The sequence below is a fragment of the Mesorhizobium qingshengii genome, assembly GCF_900103325.1.
Taxonomy (GTDB): Bacteria; Pseudomonadota; Alphaproteobacteria; order Rhizobiales; family Rhizobiaceae; genus Mesorhizobium; species Mesorhizobium qingshengii.
Map to the genome: position 1 here is coordinate 59,774 of NZ_FMXM01000023.1, position 17,324 is coordinate 77,097.

The 17,324-nt window shown below is 65.9% G+C and carries 22 protein-coding genes; 9 read left to right on the forward strand and 13 right to left on the reverse strand.

What is annotated here, in order from left to right:
* The first annotated feature begins 375 nt into the window (after nucleotides 1–375).
* On the forward strand, nucleotides 376–1,155 hold the full coding sequence (locus BLS48_RS28030) for a pseudouridine synthase (RefSeq protein WP_091585039.1): 780 nt from the start codon (nucleotides 376–378) through the stop codon (nucleotides 1,153–1,155).
* 105 nt (nucleotides 1,156–1,260) lie between these two features.
* On the forward strand, nucleotides 1,261–1,662 hold the full coding sequence (locus BLS48_RS28035; protein WP_091584915.1) for a VOC family protein: 402 nt from the start codon (nucleotides 1,261–1,263) through the stop codon (nucleotides 1,660–1,662).
* A gap of 34 nt (nucleotides 1,663–1,696) precedes the next feature.
* Here the strand turns inward: BLS48_RS28035 and BLS48_RS28040 are convergent, their stop codons facing one another.
* Genes BLS48_RS28040 through BLS48_RS28050 form a run of 3 tightly spaced genes read right to left on the reverse strand, consistent with a single transcriptional unit; the run spans nucleotide 1,697 to nucleotide 3,281 of the window.
* Nucleotides 1,697–2,278, reverse strand: a complete 582-nt coding sequence (locus BLS48_RS28040; protein ID WP_091584917.1) for a histidine phosphatase family protein — start codon at nucleotides 2,276–2,278, stop codon at nucleotides 1,697–1,699.
* 28 nt (nucleotides 2,279–2,306) lie between these two features.
* Nucleotides 2,307–3,056: a sulfite exporter TauE/SafE family protein gene (locus BLS48_RS28045; RefSeq protein WP_091584919.1), complete on the reverse strand. Its 750-nt coding sequence runs from the start codon at nucleotides 3,054–3,056 to the stop codon at nucleotides 2,307–2,309.
* Between the two features lie 21 nt (nucleotides 3,057–3,077).
* A complete protein-coding gene (locus BLS48_RS28050) occupies nucleotides 3,078–3,281 on the reverse strand; it encodes a hypothetical protein (RefSeq protein ID WP_091584921.1) in 204 nt (67 codons plus the stop codon).
* A gap of 116 nt (nucleotides 3,282–3,397) precedes the next feature.
* On the opposite strand from BLS48_RS28050, the gene BLS48_RS28055 reads away from it, so the two are divergent.
* The 7 genes from BLS48_RS28055 (at nucleotide 3,398) to BLS48_RS28085 (ending at nucleotide 9,212) form a co-directional block, all read left to right on the forward strand.
* Nucleotides 3,398–4,273: a LysR substrate-binding domain-containing protein gene (locus BLS48_RS28055; protein WP_091584923.1), complete on the forward strand. Its 876-nt coding sequence runs from the start codon at nucleotides 3,398–3,400 to the stop codon at nucleotides 4,271–4,273.
* A 155-nt stretch (nucleotides 4,274–4,428) separates the two neighbouring features.
* Complete coding sequence (locus BLS48_RS28060) at nucleotides 4,429–4,935, forward strand: winged helix-turn-helix transcriptional regulator (RefSeq protein WP_091584925.1); 507 nt, start codon at nucleotides 4,429–4,431, stop codon at nucleotides 4,933–4,935.
* Nucleotides 4,932–6,092, forward strand: a complete 1,161-nt coding sequence (locus BLS48_RS28065; RefSeq protein WP_091584927.1) for a saccharopine dehydrogenase family protein — start codon at nucleotides 4,932–4,934, stop codon at nucleotides 6,090–6,092. The genes BLS48_RS28060 and BLS48_RS28065 overlap by 4 nt, the downstream gene beginning before the upstream one ends.
* 102 nt (nucleotides 6,093–6,194) lie before the next feature.
* The gene (locus tag BLS48_RS28070; protein WP_091584929.1) at nucleotides 6,195–6,983 is read left to right on the forward strand and encodes an ABC transporter substrate-binding protein; all 789 of its coding nucleotides are present in this window, start codon (nucleotides 6,195–6,197) and stop codon (nucleotides 6,981–6,983) included.
* Nucleotides 6,984–7,099: 116 nt separating this feature from the next.
* On the forward strand, nucleotides 7,100–7,771 hold the full coding sequence (locus BLS48_RS28075; RefSeq protein ID WP_091584931.1) for an amino acid ABC transporter permease: 672 nt from the start codon (nucleotides 7,100–7,102) through the stop codon (nucleotides 7,769–7,771).
* Nucleotides 7,768–8,442 carry an amino acid ABC transporter permease gene (locus BLS48_RS28080; RefSeq protein ID WP_091584933.1) on the forward strand — a complete coding sequence of 225 codons (675 nt, stop codon included), beginning with the start codon at nucleotides 7,768–7,770 and terminating at the stop codon, nucleotides 8,440–8,442. Before BLS48_RS28075 ends, BLS48_RS28080 begins: the two co-directional genes overlap by 4 nt.
* A 26-nt stretch (nucleotides 8,443–8,468) precedes the next feature.
* Nucleotides 8,469–9,212 (forward strand): amino acid ABC transporter ATP-binding protein, encoded by a 744-nt coding sequence (locus BLS48_RS28085; RefSeq protein ID WP_091584935.1) that lies wholly within the window; start codon nucleotides 8,469–8,471, stop codon nucleotides 9,210–9,212.
* Between the two features lie 166 nt (nucleotides 9,213–9,378).
* On the opposite strand, the gene BLS48_RS28090 is transcribed toward BLS48_RS28085, so the two are convergent.
* From BLS48_RS28090 to BLS48_RS28135, 10 genes are all read right to left on the reverse strand, one after another.
* Nucleotides 9,379–10,290, reverse strand: coding sequence for an agmatinase (locus BLS48_RS28090; protein WP_091584937.1), 912 nt, complete (start codon nucleotides 10,288–10,290; stop codon nucleotides 9,379–9,381).
* A 265-nt stretch (nucleotides 10,291–10,555) separates the two neighbouring features.
* Nucleotides 10,556–11,803, reverse strand: coding sequence for an arsenite efflux MFS transporter ArsK (gene arsK, locus BLS48_RS28095; protein ID WP_091584939.1), 1,248 nt, complete (start codon nucleotides 11,801–11,803; stop codon nucleotides 10,556–10,558).
* Nucleotides 11,796–13,214 (reverse strand): NAD(P)-binding domain-containing protein, encoded by a 1,419-nt coding sequence (locus BLS48_RS28100; protein WP_091584941.1) that lies wholly within the window; start codon nucleotides 13,212–13,214, stop codon nucleotides 11,796–11,798. Before BLS48_RS28100 ends, arsK begins: the two co-directional genes overlap by 8 nt.
* A 44-nt stretch (nucleotides 13,215–13,258) precedes the next feature.
* A complete protein-coding gene (locus tag BLS48_RS28105; RefSeq protein WP_091584943.1) occupies nucleotides 13,259–13,579 on the reverse strand; it encodes an ArsR/SmtB family transcription factor in 321 nt (106 codons plus the stop codon).
* Between the two features lie 63 nt (nucleotides 13,580–13,642).
* Nucleotides 13,643–14,059: an arsenate reductase (glutaredoxin) gene (gene arsC / locus BLS48_RS28110; protein WP_091584945.1), complete on the reverse strand. Its 417-nt coding sequence runs from the start codon at nucleotides 14,057–14,059 to the stop codon at nucleotides 13,643–13,645.
* The gene (gene arsB, locus BLS48_RS28115; RefSeq protein WP_091584947.1) at nucleotides 14,056–15,165 is read right to left on the reverse strand and encodes an ACR3 family arsenite efflux transporter; all 1,110 of its coding nucleotides are present in this window, start codon (nucleotides 15,163–15,165) and stop codon (nucleotides 14,056–14,058) included. The genes arsC and arsB overlap by 4 nt, the downstream gene beginning before the upstream one ends.
* 17 nt (nucleotides 15,166–15,182) lie before the next feature.
* A complete protein-coding gene (locus BLS48_RS28120) occupies nucleotides 15,183–15,692 on the reverse strand; it encodes an arsenate reductase ArsC (RefSeq protein WP_091584949.1) in 510 nt (169 codons plus the stop codon).
* Between the two features lie 22 nt (nucleotides 15,693–15,714).
* Nucleotides 15,715–16,047: an ArsR/SmtB family transcription factor gene (locus BLS48_RS28125; protein WP_091584951.1), complete on the reverse strand. Its 333-nt coding sequence runs from the start codon at nucleotides 16,045–16,047 to the stop codon at nucleotides 15,715–15,717.
* Between the two features lie 88 nt (nucleotides 16,048–16,135).
* Complete coding sequence (locus BLS48_RS28130) at nucleotides 16,136–16,834, reverse strand: RES family NAD+ phosphorylase (RefSeq protein ID WP_091584953.1); 699 nt, start codon at nucleotides 16,832–16,834, stop codon at nucleotides 16,136–16,138.
* A complete protein-coding gene (locus tag BLS48_RS28135; RefSeq protein WP_091584955.1) occupies nucleotides 16,828–17,256 on the reverse strand; it encodes an MbcA/ParS/Xre antitoxin family protein in 429 nt (142 codons plus the stop codon). Before BLS48_RS28135 ends, BLS48_RS28130 begins: the two co-directional genes overlap by 7 nt.
* Nucleotides 17,257–17,324: the final 68 nt, after the last annotated feature.

Genomic DNA, 17,324 nt, shown 5'->3' on the forward strand with positions numbered 1-17,324 from the left:
AGTCATGGCCGGTTCAGCACCCGCGTGCTTCGCGGCACCGATGCACAGCATCCATGCCGCGATTATGTCTCAGTGTGATAACAGGACCGCAAGCCTGAGATCGCCAGGAAACCAACAATATCAACGTGCAAATTCCGGAATTTAAACTCCGGCCGATGCCCGACGAGCCTCACCGGTGAACGTCCGACTCAACGATAGCCTGGCGGCCGAGCCGAAACCTTGATCAAGAACAAGGACGAACCGCCGCGAGGTGACCGGCAATCGGATGCCGGATGATCCCTTGCGCCGTCGTTCGCGCCATCGCGCCGGCGGCCGCTTGCGATACCCGCGCCACCCATGGCATCTGTCGACATCAAAGGGCCGATCCGAAACAAGATGACACCACGCCAGAAACAACCCGGAGGCAGGCCGCCCACCAGCAGGCCGCCCATCGGCAATACGGTGGCCGGCGTCAGCCTCAACCGCGCGCTGTCGAAACTTGGCCTGTGCTCGCGCACGCAGGCCGAGGTGCTGATCGCGGAAGGGCGCGTGAGGGTCGGTGGCAAGGTGGCGCGCAATGCCTCGCAGCGCGTCGACCTCAACCGCGACCGCATCGTCGTCGACGGTGAGCAGGTCGTTGCCGAGCGCAAGGTCTATCTGATGCTCAACAAGCCGCGCGGGCTGGTCACCACCCGCGACGACCCGCAGCAGCGCGACACCGTCTATGCTTGCCTGGAAGGGCTCGACCTGCCCTTCGTCTCGCCGGTCGGCCGCCTCGACAAGGCCAGCGAAGGCCTGCTGCTGATGACCAACGACACCCGCTTCGCCAACCGGCTGATGGACCCGGCCTCGCATCTGCCCAAGACCTATCACGTGCAGGTCGGCACCGTGCCCGACGAAGCCATGCTGGATGCACTGCGCGCCGGCGTGACTGTCGACGGCGAGACCCTCACGACGAACGCGATCGAGCTGTTGCGCAGCGGCGGCCGCACCGCATGGCTGGAGATCGTGCTCGACGAGGGCCGCAACCGCCACATCCGGCGCCTGCTCGCCGCCCATGACATCGAGGTCAAGCGCCTGATCCGCATCGCCATCGGCCGCCTGCGGCTCGGCGACCTCGCCAAGGGCACCGCGCGGCATTTGACGCCGGAGGAGCTGGTGTTGGTGGGCGGGTAACCTGCCGCCTGTCTGGCCCGCATCCTGACGGGAAGCTGTCAGGAGGGCTCGTTTATAGATCGCTGATGGGTCCGGTCGTGGCTCCAGCAATCAGGGAACAATGCGATGAATTTCGTCTCCGTCCGCATCATCACGTCCGACGTTCAGCGCCTGGTGCGCTTCTACGGTGAGATTACGGGCATGCCCGTGACCATGTACACGGAAGACTTCGCGGAACTGGTGACGCCGGCCTGCACGTTGGCGATCGGCAGCACGCGCACCTTGATGCTGTTCGGAGGCGACATCGCCCGTCCCGCCGACAACCACACCGCCATCATCGAGTTCCGTGTCGGCGACGTCGATGCGGAATTCGCCAGGCTGTCGGACGTCCTCAAGGACGCAACCGTGCAGAAGCCGACCACCATGCCCTGGGGCAACCGCTCGCTGCTGTTCCGCGACCCGGACGGCAATCTGGTCAACTTCTTCACGCCCGTCACCGCCGAAGCGATCAGGAAGTTCGACAAATAGTACTGAACCGGCCGGCGCCCGGGCAGAACTGGCCCTACTGCTGGTTCCACTCACGAATGACGGGCTCGGCCAGATCATGCTCGTAGCCGAGCACGCTGATGCTGGCCGTATCGAGCACGAACAGGGCGCCGCCTTCGGGCGGCAGGCCGACCCAGCGCGCCGCCAGCACGCGCAGGAAATGCGCGCTGGAAAACACCAGTATGTCGGCATTCGCCTTGCGCAATTCCGCGATGATCCTGTCCGCCCGGGCGCCGACATCGGCCGCCATCTCGCCCTGCGGACAGCCATCGCGGAACACGGTCCAGCCCGGCCGCTCGGCCAGGATCTGCTTGGTCGTCAGCCCCTCATAGGCGCCGTAATCCCACTCCTGCAGATCGTCCTTCTTGACGGTTTCAGCGCCGAAGCCGGCGAGCACGCTGGTGTTATAGGCGCGCTGCGACGGGCTCGACCACACGGCTGAGAACGACAGGCCTTTCAGGCGATCCGCGACGCCCCGCGCCGCCGCCTCGCCGGCCGGCGTCATCGGTATGTCGGTACGGCCGGTGTGCTGCCCCGAAAGGCTCCACGCCGTCTCGCCATGCCGGACAAGGTGGATCTGCGGAAACGCGCTGCTCATGCGATGCCTTTCGTTGCTGCTTCCAGCTTTAGCGCAGCGCCTCCAGCGAAAGATAGAGGCCGAGCGCCAGCAGCCCGGCAAGGAACACCGTGCGGAAGGTCTCGACGCTCATCCGCTGGCGCAGCGCCTGGCCGATGAACATGCCGGCCAGCGCCGGCGCCAATGCCGCGATCGACCCCGCCAGCTGCGCCGTCGGCGACGCGAAGGCGCCTTCCCTCAACAACCCGATGGCAAGGGCCGCTGTCGACACGGTGAAGGACAGGCCGAGCGCCTGGATCAGGTCTTCCCTGTCCAGCCGCAGCGATTGCAGATAGGGCACGGCCGGAATGACGAAGACGCCGGTGGCGCCGGTGACCAGCCCGGTCGCCACGCCGACCAGCGGCGACAGCCAGGCCTCGTGGTGCGCCGGCGTGGCGAAGCGGGCCCTGGCCAGTCCGACGATGGCATAAAGCACCAGCGCCACGCCGAGCCCCGCCGAGGCCACGCCCGCATGCGTGCCGTTGAGCAGGCCCGCGCCGGCGACGGTGCCGAACACGACCCCGGCCATCATCGTCCACAGCCGCTTGCACAGGCCGCCGAAGGATGGGCCGGTCAACAATTGCCACAGGTTCGTGACCAGCGACGGGATCAGCAGCAGCGCGGCGGCCTCGGCTGGCGGCATCGTCACCGCCAGCAGCCCCATCGCCACGGTCGGCAGGCCCATGCCGACGACGCCCTTGACGAAGCCGGCGGCGAGGAAGACGACGCCGACCCAGGCAATGACACCGGCGCTCAGCATGATCGCTCTCTCAGGATAGGATCAATCATGCAGCAGCATGTCGGTGGCATCGGCATCCGGGCTGGGTTTTATCGGCGCGGCATCGCGGCTGACGGGAGCAACCGCCGTCGCGCATCCTCGCGGGCCCGGCTCCGCCCGCGCCGCCGCAAGGCAGGCCACGGCGACGGCCAGCACGATCGCCATGCCTTCAAGAATGCCGGACCGGCCAGAAGCTCGTTCGCTCATCGCACACCTCCATCGCAAATGGTTTGACGAAGATGCCGGCCGGCCACAATGTGGAAATTGCGGTACCAGCCTTCGGCCTGGACGAAGGCTGATGGAGATAGCGGGAGGCAAAAAAGATGCGCTTCGATCTGGTTGATCTCCGACTGTTCCTGCTGGTGGCCGAGCGCGGCAGCATCACCCATGGCGCCGAACTTGCCGGGCTCGCGCTCGCCTCGGCCAGCGCCCGCATCAAGGGCATGGAGGAGCGCCTCGGCGCGCCGCTGCTGGAGCGCCGCCGCCGTGGCGTGGTGCCGACGGCGGCCGGACAGGCCCTGCTGCACCATGCCAGGGCGGTGCAGAACCAGATCGAGGCGATGACCGGCGACCTCGGCGCCTATGCCGAGGGCCTGCGCGCCCGCGTGCGGCTCGCCGCCAACACCGCCGCCACGGCCGAACTCCTGCGCGACACCCTGCCGGCCTTCCTTGTCGCGCATCCCCGCATCGACATCGATCTCGACGAGCGCCCCAGCCACGAGATCGCTGAAATGGTGGCCAGCGGCGCCGCCGACCTCGGCATCGCCGCGACCTGGGCCGGCCTTGCGCATCTCGAGCAGAAGCCGTTCTTCGTCGATCGGCTGGTGGTGATCGCCGCGCGCAACTGGCCCGGCCTCGAAGGCCGGCGCACCGCCAGCCTTTCTGATGTGCTCGGCGAGTCCTTCGTCGGCCTGAGCACCGGCCATGCGCTGCAGGAGCACATCACGCGCCAGGCCGCCCGCCTTGGCGGCCATCTGCATGTCCGCATCCGCGTGCCCGGCCTCGACAATGTCTGCCGGCTCGTCGCGCAAGGCGCCGGCATCGCCATCGTGCCGGAAAGTGCCGCGCGCCGCTCGGCCCGCACGCTGCGCGGCCTGCGGCTCACCGACGACTGGGCGACGCGCCAGCTCAACCTCTGCGCCCGCCGCTTCGACGAACTGACGCCGCAGGCAAAATTGCTCGCCGCCGCACTGGCCTGAAGCCGAGCCAGCGCCCGCAACCGCGCGCGGGCAGCGCCGACATATCCCCATCAGCGTGGAATCATTGCCTTGCTTTTCAAAAATCCGTGACATAGCTTGTTTGCATATAGGCAAAGAAATTGCCGATGTTTTTTCTCTTTGTGAAAGACTTACCTTTGCGGGAACATCTCGATCTGACTGACCGGCGGCTGGTCAAACAGCTGTCGCAGGACGCGCAACCGGGCATCAACCGCATCGCCGAGATATTGGCGATTTCGGTGCCGACGGTGCGCTCGCGGCTGCGCAATTTGCTCGACCGCAACCTGCTCAAGATCGTCGGGCTGCTGAACCTGACCGAGCGCCCCGAGCTGATCTCGGCCATTGTCGGCATCAATGCCCAGGGGCGCGGCCGGGCCCGCGAGCTGGCGCAGCGGATTTCCGAACTGCCCTTCGTCAATTCGGCTTCGGTGGTCACCGGGCGCTTCGACATCATCGTCGACGTGACCGTGGCCGGTGACGTCGCCGACCTCTACCGCGTCACCAGCGAGCTGATCCCGGGCGCCGGCGAGCCGGGCGAAGTCGTGCGCAGCGAGACCTTCGTCGTCATGGCGTCCTGCAACAAATGGGTCAGCCTGCCCGAAGGCTGCTGGTCGGACGACAGCGTCCGCAAGGAGCCGGCATGAAGATCGCGGTTCTCGGAGGCCTCGGCCTGCAAGGCCGGGCGGCGATCGCCGATCTCGTCGCCAGCGGTGTCGAGGAAGTGGTTTGCGTCGACACGGCACCTGATGGCCCGGCCCGGCTTGGCGGCCTGACCGACCTTGCCCGCGTGCGCTTCGTTGTGCCCGAGGGCGCGATCGGCCCGGCCGTGGCCGGCGTGCTGGCGGATGTCGACGCCGTCATCGACCTGTTGCCGCAGCCGCTGATGCGCGAGGCGGTCCAGGCCGCGATCGCGACGCGCACGCCGCTAGTCACCACCAATTACGGCAAGGCCATCGCCGATTTGGCGCCGGCCGCCGAACAGGCCGGCGTCTCGATCATGACCGAATGCGGGCTCGACCCCGGCATCGACCTGGTGCTCTACGCGCGCGCCGCGAAGCAGTTCGACTCCATCACCGCCATCGATTCCTATTGCGGCGGCATCCCCGAGCCGAAGGCGATGGCCAAGCCGCTGTGCTACAAAGTGAGCTGGAACTTCGACATGGTCCTGGTCAGCCAGAACCGCGACAGCGTGATGATCGAGGACGGCGAGCGGGTCGCCGTGCCGGCCGCCCGGCAGCACGACAATCATTTCATCCACGAGATCGAGGTCGCCGGTCTGGGCAGGCTGGAGGCCTTCCCCAATGGCGATGCGCTGCACTACGTCGAGATGCTTTCCACCGCCAAGGGGCTGCGCCGCTCGGGCCGCTATACGCTGCGCTGGCCCGGATGGTCGGCGTTCTGGGCGCCGCTGAAGGAGCTCGGTTTCCTGTCCGAGGACAAGGTGGCCGGCACCACTATCAGCCCGCGCGAATTCCTCGGCCGGCTGCTCGGGCCGCAACTGCAATATGGCCCCGGCGAAAAGGACCTTTGCGTGATGCGCAATGTCTTCTCCGGCCTCGAGGGCGGCCGCGCCAAGACGGTGACGTCGGACCTGATCATCGAGCGCGACCTGGCTTCGGGCCTGTTCGGCATGAGCCTCGGCGTCGGCTATCCCGCCAGCATCGTGGCGCAGATGCTGGCGCGGCGCGAGATCACCACACCAGGCTTGCTCAACCCGCTGCTGCATGTGCCCGATGGACCATTCTTCGACCAACTGGCCAAGCGCGGCATCAAGGTTGCCGAGACGGTGGCCTGGTACTGAGGAGACAGATTTTCGAACGGTGGCCGCCGGCAATGGCGCCCGCCGTTCAAAAAAGGAGCCCAAGGGAATCCGCGGGCAAACAACAACAGGGAGGAATGCCACATGAAGATTGCCAGACTTTTCATCGCCGGACTTGCACTCGCGGGCTTGACCGCTGCCGCCAGTGCCGGAGCGCTCGACGACATCACCAAGCGCGGCGAACTGCGCGTCGCCGTGCAGACCCAAGGACCGCCCTTCTCGCTGGTCGGCGCCAATGGCGAACGCACCGGCAGTTCGGTTGAACTCGCCGAACTGATGGCCAAGGAAATGGGCGTCAAGATCACCTTCCTCGACTTCGACTGGGACGGCCTGATCCCGGCGCTGCTGTCGGGCAAGGCCGACCTCCTGGTCGCCGACATGACGCCGACGCTGGCGCGCGGCATGAAGGTCGCCTTCACCACGCCTTACATGTATACGGGCAGCACCGTCTTCACCAAGGCCGACAGCAAGTTCAAGACCACCGAGGACTGCAAGGCCAAGGGCACCAAGATCGCCGTGCTGTTGGGCGCCACCGGTGAGAAGGAAGCCAAGACCGCCTTCCCCGATGCCGACATCAAGAGCTACAAGGGCGGCGGTCCGCTGCTGCTCGACGCCGTCAACAACGGCCAGGCCGATTGCGGCGTCAATGACGTCTCGGCGGTGAAAGGCCAGTCGACCGCGTATCCGGCCGGCACCTTCACCATCATGCCGGACCTCTTGTCGAAGGAGCCGCTTGCCTTCGCCACGCGCTATGACGAGCCGGACCTGCTGATCTGGATGAACCTGTTCCTCAACCAGGTCACTATCGACGGCCGCCTGCAGAAGAACCTCGACTACTGGGTCAATTCCGACGCCTGGAAGAAGGACCACTAAGCAGCGATAGATCCAGGCGGTTTCGCGCGCGCCTCCGGCGCCGCGAAGCCGCCTGGAATTCGCTTCATCACTTGCTTCGTCCGTCGCCTTTGGCGCCTCAGGGACTTCACCCAACGATGCTCGAGAACTTCAGCTTTCGCACCATCGTCGAGTACCTGCCCCTGTTCGGGCAGGGCCTGATCACGACCGTCTGGCTGTCGGCGCTGTCCTTTGTCGGCGCGCTCGCCGTCGGCATCGTCCTGTGCGCCATGAACCTGCAGCGCGGCTGGCTGTTTCGCGCCCCGGCCAAGGCCTATATCGACGCCGTGCGCGCCACGCCCCTGCTGGCGCAGCTCTATTTCCTCTATTTCGGCCTGCCCCGGCTCGGCTTCGTCCTGCCCGAGCTGGTCGTCGGCATCCTCGCGCTGTCGCTGAACAGCGGCGCCTATGTCGCTGAAATCATTCGCGCCGGCATCCTGTCGATCCCGCGCGGCCAGGTCGAAGCCAGCGTCGCCTCGGGCATGACCTATGTCCAGCGCATGCGCCTGGTCATCCTGCCGCAAGCCTTCAAGGTGACGATCCCGCCGCTGCTCGGCCAGGCGATCGTGCTGGTCAAGGATTCCGCGCTGCTGTCGCTGATCTCGGTCGCCGAGCTGACGCGCGCCGGCCAGTTGCTCGCCTCCGACCGCTTCATGCCGGCGGAAGGGTTTCTCACCATCGCCGCCTTCTACCTCTTGCTCTATTACTGCCTGAAGGGACTGGCTGCCCTCTCCAGCCGCTGGCTCGGCACAGCGGGGGCGCGGACATGATCTGGCAACAATTCCTCAGCCTCGCCGGCTCCTATCCCCTCGCCTTGCGCGGCCTCGGCATGACAGTGGTGCTGTCGCTGATCAGCCTGGTGCTCGGCACCCTGCTCGGCTTCGGCCTCGGCATCTTGCGGACCGGCGGCAACCGGCTGATCAGTTCGGTGATCGGCGCCTGGGTCGACCTGATCCGCGGCACGCCGTTCCTGGTGCAGATCTTCCTGATCTTCTTCATCCTGCCGGAGTTCGGCATCGAGCTCGACGCCTTCACCGCCGGCATCATCGCGCTCACCAATCTGGCCGCCTGCTTCATCTGCGAGATCGTCGTCGCCGGCATCCGCTCGGTGCCGACCGGCCAGGTCGAGGCAGCACTTGCGTCGGGCCTGTCGCGCTGGCAGCGCATGCGCCAGGTGGTGCTGCCGCAGGCGATGCGCATCGTGCTGCCGCCGCTGGTCGGGCAATATGTGCTGCTGATCAAGGATTCCTCGGTCGTCTCGGCGATCGGGCTCACCGACCTCACCCGCGTCGGCTGGCTGGTGGTGCAGCGTGTGCCGAACGGCCTGCTGGTGTTCTTCCTCGTCGGCGTCGGCTATTTCATCGTCTGCTATCCCCTGATCATGCTGGCCCGCCGGCTCGAACGCCGCATGGGCGCGGCCCATGGCGAGGTGCAGTTGTGACATCGAACCCCAAAGGTCCGGCAACCATGACCAAAACCGGCATGATCGACTTTCGCGGCGTCAACAAATGGTTCGGCGCGCTCAACGTGCTGAAGGACATCACGCTCAGCGTCGAGCCGCGCGAAGTGGTCGTCGTCTGCGGCCCGAGCGGCTCGGGCAAGAGCACCTTGATCCGCTGCATCAACGGCCTGGAGACGATCAAGGATGGTGATCTCATCGTCGACGGCCAGCGCCTCGGCGACCCCGCCACCAACATGACGCAGTTGCGCACCGAGATCGGCTTCGTCTTCCAGTCGTTCAACCTCTATCCGCACAAGACCGCGCTCGAGAACGTCACGCTCGCCCCGATCCATGTCCGCAAGATCCCGCGCGCCGAGGCCGAACAGGCCGGGCGCGAATTGCTGGCCAAGGTCGGTCTCGCCGACAAGGTCGACGCCTACCCGGCGCAGCTTTCCGGCGGCCAGCAGCAGCGCGTGGCGATCGCGCGCTGCCTCGGCATGCGGCCCAAGATCATGCTGTTCGACGAGCCGACCTCGGCGCTCGACCCCGAGATGATTTCCGAAGTGCTCGACGTCATGGTGGCGGTCGCCGAGGAAGGCATGACCATGATGGTGGTGACGCATGAGATGGGCTTTGCCCGCAAGGTCGCTCAGCGCGTAGTGTTCATGGACGCCGGCGCCATCGTCGAAAGCGGCACCCCGGACGAGTTCTTCTCGCATCCCAGGACCGACCGCAGCCGCGCCTTCCTGAGCAAGATCCTCAGGCATTGAGAGCGCCGTATTCAGGGCGTTTCGTCAGCTGTGGTTTCGGGTTGGACGGCGATCTCCCATCTGCGATTTTGCCGGAGCGGCAGCGATCGCAAGAATGCTTGGAATCAAGGGAAAGCGAATAAGCGTTTCGGCGTGATCGCATCATGCGCCGGGAAAGAGCCCGGGTTCAAACCTGCCGAACGATCCTGCCGATCACATTGACCAGGATGCGGGCCGCGGTCAGGGCCGAAATGCCGCCAATATCGGAAGGCGTGTGCAATTCGACCAGATCAAATCCGGCGATGCGCCCGCGTCTGCTGGCGGCTTCGATCAGGTCGATCACCAGCATGTAGCTCAGGCCGCCGGGTGTGCGGGCCACCACGCCGGGCATCACGCTGGGGTCGAGGCCATCGCAATCGAGCGTGATCACGATCCTTGCCCCTTCGGGGATATGCCGGATCGCGGCTTCAATGCCCCGCGCGTGGACTTCCCGCGCCGTAACGATCCTTGAGCCGTAGCGCTTTGCGGCTTCCAATTCCGAGGACCGCGCGCTGCCCACGCTCCGAATGCCGACCTGGACGATCCCGGCGACGTGCGCCATCTCGCTGGCGCGCCGCATCGGGCTCGAATAACCGAAGCGCTCGCCATGGATTTCGTCGCGCCAGTCGATATGCGCATCGATCTGCAGGATCCAGATTGGGCCGCACTCGGAAAAGCCGGCAAAAAAGGGAATAGGCACCGAGTCGTCGCCGCCAATCATCACAGGGGTGGCGGCCGCAGCAAGGATCTCACGCGTCTTTGCCTCGATGAGCGCCCTGTTCCGGGCGTTGTCCTGAATGCGCGTGGGGAGGTCTCCGATATCCACGCAGCACGCCGCGTGGCCGGCGAACAGGGGGCCGTCGAGATCGAAATCCCAATTGTCGACGAGATCGGCATCTTCCGCGCTGGCCGCACGGATCTCAGTTGCGGCCTGGGCATAGCCGCTGCTGTCCGTGCCGAGATAGTAGCTGCCATAGGGGGCGCCGAACAGCACGATACGGGGTTCGGCACCGCCCGGCAGCTTGTCCGGGAACCCCAGGAACCCTGGATGTTTCATCATGGTCGCTTGTCCCGGTTCGAGGGGAATTACAGGATGTCCAAAGCGTCTTGAGATTTGCCGGAATCGCAAGGACGCGTCGAAACAATCAGTTGGAGCAAATGCGTTTACGCATAAACGCGTTTTGCTTCAGGGGATGTAGTAAGTAGTCGGGGTCGGATCGGAGTATCCGTGATTCATGGCAAAGTGGCAATTGGAGAGCTGGTTTTGTCCAATCCCGAAGGTCGCGCGATTTTCCAACAAACGGTGAAACCTTCCGCATCCGGGGCTAGGTCGCCTCTTCCGGATTGCCGCCAATCGCAAACGCAACCCGGCCGGCGCGCGATCTCAAAAGCGCGATGGCGAGGAAGGCGATCACGCCGGTCGCGGCGACGACCACCAGCACCCACAGCGAATTGGCGACGGATGTGCGCGCCATCATGAAGGCGAGCGCGAACGGTGCGAAGGACGATGTGAACTGGCGGGCGGCACTCGCCCAGCCCAGCCGCGCGCCATAGCCTTCGCGGCCGAAGAGCTCCAGCGGCAAGGTGCCGCCGACGATGCTGGTGAGGCCGGAACCGAGGCCGAACAGGAACACGAACAGGAACGCGCCGGGCAGCCATGGCGTGGTCAACAGCAGCGCGCACAGCCCGGCAGTAAGCAGCGACGCGGCGATGACGGCGAGATGCGTTTGCTGAAGGCGCCCGCCAAACAGCATATTGACCAGCCGGCTGGCGACCTGCGCCGGCCCGAACAGGGTCGAAACGAAGAGGCCGGCGGTGCCCAGCCCAAGCGCCGCCGTCAGCGGCACCATGTGGATGAGGATCGCCGACAGCACGAAACCCTCGGTGGCGAAACCCGCCAGCATCAGGAGAAACGCCACCCGTCCGCGTCGCGGATCGAGCGGCGCCCCCGCTTCATGCGCCAGGGCTCGTCCCTCGCCTTGCAGCGCGACCGTCGCGTGGCGGCGCGACAGGCGCATCAACCAGGCGTGGATCGGCAGGCAGAGCCCGAGATTGAGCACCGCGAACAGCAGGTAGACCTCGCGCCATGTCAGATGGGTATGCAGCGCCGAGGTCAGCGGCCAGAACAGGGTCGAGGCGAATCCCGCGATGAGCGTCAGGTGGGTGATGCTGCGTTGCGGCCGCAGGACTCCGATCTGCACGATCGCCACGAAGGCGGCGCTGTAGAGGACAAAACTGGAAGCCAGCTCCATCGCCAGCAGCGCGAGAACGAACGTCACCCGGCCGGGCGAGACGGCGCACAGCGCCAGCGCCGTGGCTGCGGCGACCGAGCCGATGGTCATGATGCGCCCGGCGCCGAACCGGTCGGCCCAGCGCCCCGCCGTCGGCGCGAACAGGCTGCCGGCGAACAGCGAGGCGGACAGGGCGCCGAACACCCACCCTTGCGTGAGGCCGAATTCCCTGGCCATCGCCGGCGCCAGGATCGAGAAGCTGTAATAGAGCGTGCCATAGCCGATGATCTGGGTCAGCCCGAGCCCCCAGATCGCCTTGCGCAGGGCGGACCGGTCAGGCATCGACGCCGGCCGCCACGGCTTTTCTGGCTTTGGCATCGGTTCCGCAGCCGCAGCCCGACGCGCCACTTGCCTTGGCGTCGGCATCCCTGACACAGCAGGCATCGACAGTGGCGGGAGCAGGCCCGCCGCAGCAACCGGCGCTTTCCGGTCCGGTCACGACATCGGCGCTGCACACGCCGGTCTCCGGCAGCACCAGCCGCACCTCGCGGGCCGCTGCGTGATCTCCGGCAATATCGGCGACCACGGAACGGACCTGCTCGTAGCCGGTCGCCATCAGGAAGGTCGGGGCGCGGCCGTAGGATTTCGAGCCGACGATGGTGAAGCCGGGTTCGGGATGGGCGAGTTCGCGGATGCCATGCGCCGGGACGGTGCCGCACGAGTGAAAATTCGGATCGATCAGCGGCGCCAGCGCCGGCGGCGCTTCGACAACGGGATCGAGCGCGATGCGGATTTCGCTGAGGAACGACAGGTCGGGCCGGAAGCCGGTGGCGACGACGATACGGTCGACGGCAAGGCTGAACGGCTTGCCGGCCAGGCTGGCGTCGACGGCGAGCCCCTCGCCCTGCATTGCGATGCGGTTGACGGCGAAGGGCGCCAGCATGTTCAGCCTGCCGTCCGCCATCGCCTGCTTGGCGGCCAGCCCCAGCGCGCCGCGTTCGGGCAACTGGTCGTTCAGCCCGCCGCCAAGCAATCTTTCGACGCTGCCGTGGCGCAGCGCCCAGAAGATCTCGGTGCCCGGTGCCGCGTCCTGCAGCTCCATCAGCGCCAGCGCGACGTTGATGGCCGAGTGGCCGCCGCCGATGACGAGGACACGCTTGCCCGCATAGTCTTTTCTCGCCTTGCCGACCACGTCGGGAATGCCATAGGCGATGCGCGCCGAGGCCGCGCCTTCGCCGGGAACCGGCAACCCGTCGACGCCGATCGGGTTCGGCCGCCACCATGTTCCGGACGCGTCGATGACGGCGCGCGCGAGAACGCGGTGCTCGCCGCCGGCATCGCGATAGTGGATGACGAAGGGGGCGTCCTTGCGCCCCTCATTGGCGACCTTGTCATGTCCCTGGCGGGTGATCGCGGTGACCTCGGCGCCGAGTTTCAAATTGGCGGCGATCGCGGGAAGTGCTGCAAGTGGCGCCAGATAATCGCGCACGATCTCGCCGCCGGTCGGCAGGCCCCGCAGGGCCGGCGCCGTCCAGCCGGAGCGGTCGAGCAGCGCCCGCGCCGCCGTGTCGATATTGTATTCCCAAGGCGAGAACACCCGCACATGGCCCCATTCGAGCAGCGCCGCGCCAACGCTTTCACCGCGTTCCAGGATGAGCGGGCGGATGCCGCGTTGCACCAGATGCGCGGCGGCGGCGAGGCCGACCGGGCCAGCGCCGATCACCGCGACGGGAAGGTTTGCCATCGTGTCCATTGGTTCGATCCTTCCGGTATCTTCGAATTATTGAGGCAAAAAAATCAAGCCATCGCCTTGCCGACGGCGGGCGCGCAACTGGCATCGGCGCAGCACTCGTCGGCGAGATAGCCGATCAGCGCATTCATGCCGGGATAGTTGGCGCGGCAGATCAGCGTCGTCGCTTGCCGCTCCTGCGTGACGAGGCCGGTGTCGACCAGCCGCTTGAGGTGGTGCGACAGCGTCGAGGACGGAATGTCGAGCTTGCCCTGGATGCTGCCCACAGGTAGCCCGCCCTCGCCGGCACGCACCAGGATGCGGTAAAGCTGAAGCCGCGTCGGATTGCCGAGCGCTTCGAGCTGGGAGGCTGCTTTTTCGAGTTTCATCGAAATAAGCTACACGGCGCTTTTCGACCCGTCAACCCTATTTCGAAAAATATGGAAATATGATCAGCCGGCGCGCTTGCCCGCGATGACCACCTCGCCATCCTCCTTGGTGAACGCGCCGATCTCCGGGTTGGGCAGGATGTCGAGCACCTTTTCCGACGGCCGTGCCAGGACGACGCCGAGCGGGCTGACGACGATCGGCCGGTTGATCAGGATCGGATGCGCCAGCATGAAATCGAGCAGATCGTCATCGGACCATTTCGGATCGGCAAGGCCGAGTTCGGCATAGGGCGTGCCCTTCTCGCGCAGCAACTCACGCGGTGTCATGCCCATCGCCGCGATCAGCTCGACCAGCTTTTGCCGTGACGGCGGCGTCTTCAGATATTCGATCACCTCCGGCTCCTCGCCGGACTGCCGGATAATCGCCAGCGTGTTGCGCGACGTGCCGCAGGCCGGATTGTGATAGATGGTGACGGTCATTTCGCGGCCCTCTCTGTCGACATGGTGTTCCTGACGGCGGCGCCCTCTTCGTACCAGCCCTTGCTGCGGTTGACGATCCACACCACCGACAGCATGACCGGAACCTCGATGAGGACCCCGACGACGGTCGCGAGTGCGGCACCCGAATTCAGCCCGAACAGCGCGATCGCCGCCGCCACCGCCAGTTCGAAGAAGTTCGACGCGCCGATCAGCGCCGATGGCCCGGCCACGCAGTGCCGCTCGCCGGAGATGCGGTTGAGCAGATAGGCGACGCCGGAGTTGAAGTAGACCTGGATCAGGATCGGCACCGCCAGCAGCGCGATCACCAGCGGCTGGGCGATGATCTGCTCGCCCTGGAAGCCGAACAGCAGCACCAGCGTCGCCAGCAGGGCAACCAGCGACAAGGGCTGCAGCGCGGCCAGCAGCGCATCGAGCCCGCCCTGCCCCTTCGCCGCCAGCAGCCGGGCGCGGACCAGCTGCGCGACGATCACCGGCAGGACGATGTAGAGCGCCACCGACAGCACCAGCGTGCCCCATGGCACGGTGATCGCCGACAGGCCGAGCAGCAGGCCGACGATGGGCGCGAAGGCGACGATCATGATCGCGTCGTTGAGCGCCACTTGCGACAGCGTGAAATTCGGCTCGCCGCGCGTCAGGTTCGACCACACGAACACCATTGCCGTGCACGGTGCCGCGGCCAGGATGATCAGCCCGGCGATGTAGGAATCGATCTGCGCGGCGGGAAGCCACGGCCGCAACAGCCAGCCGATGAAGAGCCAGCCGAGCAGCGCCATCGAGAACGGCTTCACCGCCCAGTTGATGAACAGTGTCACGCCGATGCCGCGCCAATAGGTGCCGACGCTGGCCAGCGAGGCGAAATCGACGCGCAACAGCATCGGCACGATCATCAGCCAGATCAGCACGGCGACGGGAATGTTGACCCTGGCGATTTCGGCCGCCGCGATGGCGCCGAACACGCCTGGCAGCAAATGGCCGAGCGCCACACCGGCGACGATGCACAGCGCCACCCACACCGTCAGGTATTTCTCGACGAAGCCGATGCCGGGCCTCGGTGCCTCGCCAGCGTTCAGAGCGTGATCGGTCATGATGGGGGTTCCTTGACTCAGCCGGCCTTCGGCAGGTTGCGGCCGATCTCGTCCAGCCGCTTCTGCAAGGCGAGCTTGTCGACCATGTTCACCGGCAGACTGACGAAGGTCGAGATCCGGTTGTTGAGCATGCGGTAGGCTTCGGCGAAGGCGAGATGCTTTTCGGCGTCCGTGCCTTCGGCGGCAGCGGGATCGGGAATGCCCCAATGTGCCGTCATCGGCTGCCCCGGCCAGATTGGACAGGACTCGTTGGCGGCGTTGTCGCAGACCGTGAAGACGAAGTTCATCTCCGGCGCGCCGGGAACCGCGAACTCTTCCCAGCTCTTCGAGCGGGCGAAAGACGAGTCGTAGTTGAGGCTTTTCAGCAATTGCAGCGCGTAGGGATGCACCTCGCCTTTCGGCTGCGATCCGGCCGAATAGGCCTTGAACTTTCCGGCGCCGACACGGTTCAGGATCGCTTCGGCAAGGATCGACCGGGCCGAATTGCCGGTGCACAGAAACAGCACGTTGAATGTCGGATTGCTCATTGGCGATTGCTCCCACACAAGATTAACAGTCACAGGTCACGGCATTGATGACGGGACGGCAGAGCTCCGGCGCACCGTTGCAGCAATCTTCCATCAGATAGGCCAACAGGTCGCGGAAGCCGGTCATGTCGGCGACATAGCGCACGATGCGGCCGTCGCGTTCGGGGCGAATCAGCCCGGCATGGGCCAGCACCTTCAAATGCGCCGACATGGTGTTCTGGACCGTATCCAGCCTTGTGGCGATCTCGCCCGCCGCAATGCCTTCCGGACCGGCGCGCACGAGCAGCCGGAAGACATCCAGCCGCGTCTCCTGGCCAAGCGCGGCCAGCGCGTTCAACGTGTCTTTCTTATCCATATATCCGAATCCTTGGATTTATGGATTTCTAGATACCGCCTTCCCTGTGATCTGTAAAGCGATCTGGAGGCAGCGCCCTCGCCTGCCACTATACGACCGCCAGCACCTTTCCCGTATCGTGCTGGCGCACGAAATCCACGCGGGCGCCGTCCCAGTGGTAGCTGTAATGCCTGCCCTGGACCGGAACGGTGATCACGTCCGGCCAGAAGATGCCGATGCAGCCCCCGCCCCGCCTGCGCACGCTGTTCCACACCAGCCCGTCGCTGCCGGCGGCCCGCAGGGCGCGCCCTTCCGCCTGCGAGGCGGTGTAGTCGTCGGGATCGAGCACGCCGGGCACCGCGTTCACGTCGTCGAGGTCGCGGTCGACGCTGCCGATCAGCACGCGGAAATCCGCCGTCCAGCCCGCATCCTCGTTGGTGGCGCGCATGAATTTCTGATGGTGGTGGATGGTTTCGGCCAGCGCCACCTCCTCGCTGTCGCCGGCATAATAGATCCCGTAGCTGCCATCCGAGAACCGGCCCGGCCGCAGCGTCGAACAATGCACGAAGGGTGCCATCACGAAGCTGGCGCCGGGGCCGGAAACCCGCCTTGCGGCCGGCACCTTGCCGAGGTCGCCGAGTTCGAGCCGGATGCGTGGGTTCGTCTTCTCCTCGACGGCCGCCAGCGCCTCCCAGTCACGCGGGTCGGCAATGTCCTCGAAGAGGTCGATCGGGGGATGGATGGAGCGGATGATGCGGAAGGTCTGGTGCCAGTCGACGCGGCGACGGACCGCAAGCCCACTCACCATGCACCACGCTCCGCATCGAGCCATTCTCGCATCGCGGCGAGATCGGCGATTTCGCCGCGCAGCATCAGGTCGAGGGCCGATTGCCCGCCGAAGGTGGCATTCGGCTTGCGGATCCAGGCGTAGCCGCGCGCCGGATCGGTGAAGAGATAGCGCAGGCCTTTGTGGATGCCCATCAGGTGCGCCATGCGGGTGCGCAGGTCGCGATCGATCCGGCCGATGCCGCCTTCCTTCCAGCGCGCGCCAGTCTTCCAACGTGCCCAGGTGCGCGCCGACATGCCGCCGAGCAGGATGCAGGCCTCGCTATCGGTCAGATTCCAGGCCTTGAACAGGTTGACGGTGGTGCGCGCCAGCGCGCCCGCCTCGTCGTCGGTGATGACGCTGCCAACCGTGGACGGTGTGGTGACTATGGGCTGAAGCTGCATTTTGCTCCCTCGCTATTGGCAGAGATATAGCATGTGTTTGCCAAATGGCAAGGATGGGGTCGTAGGGC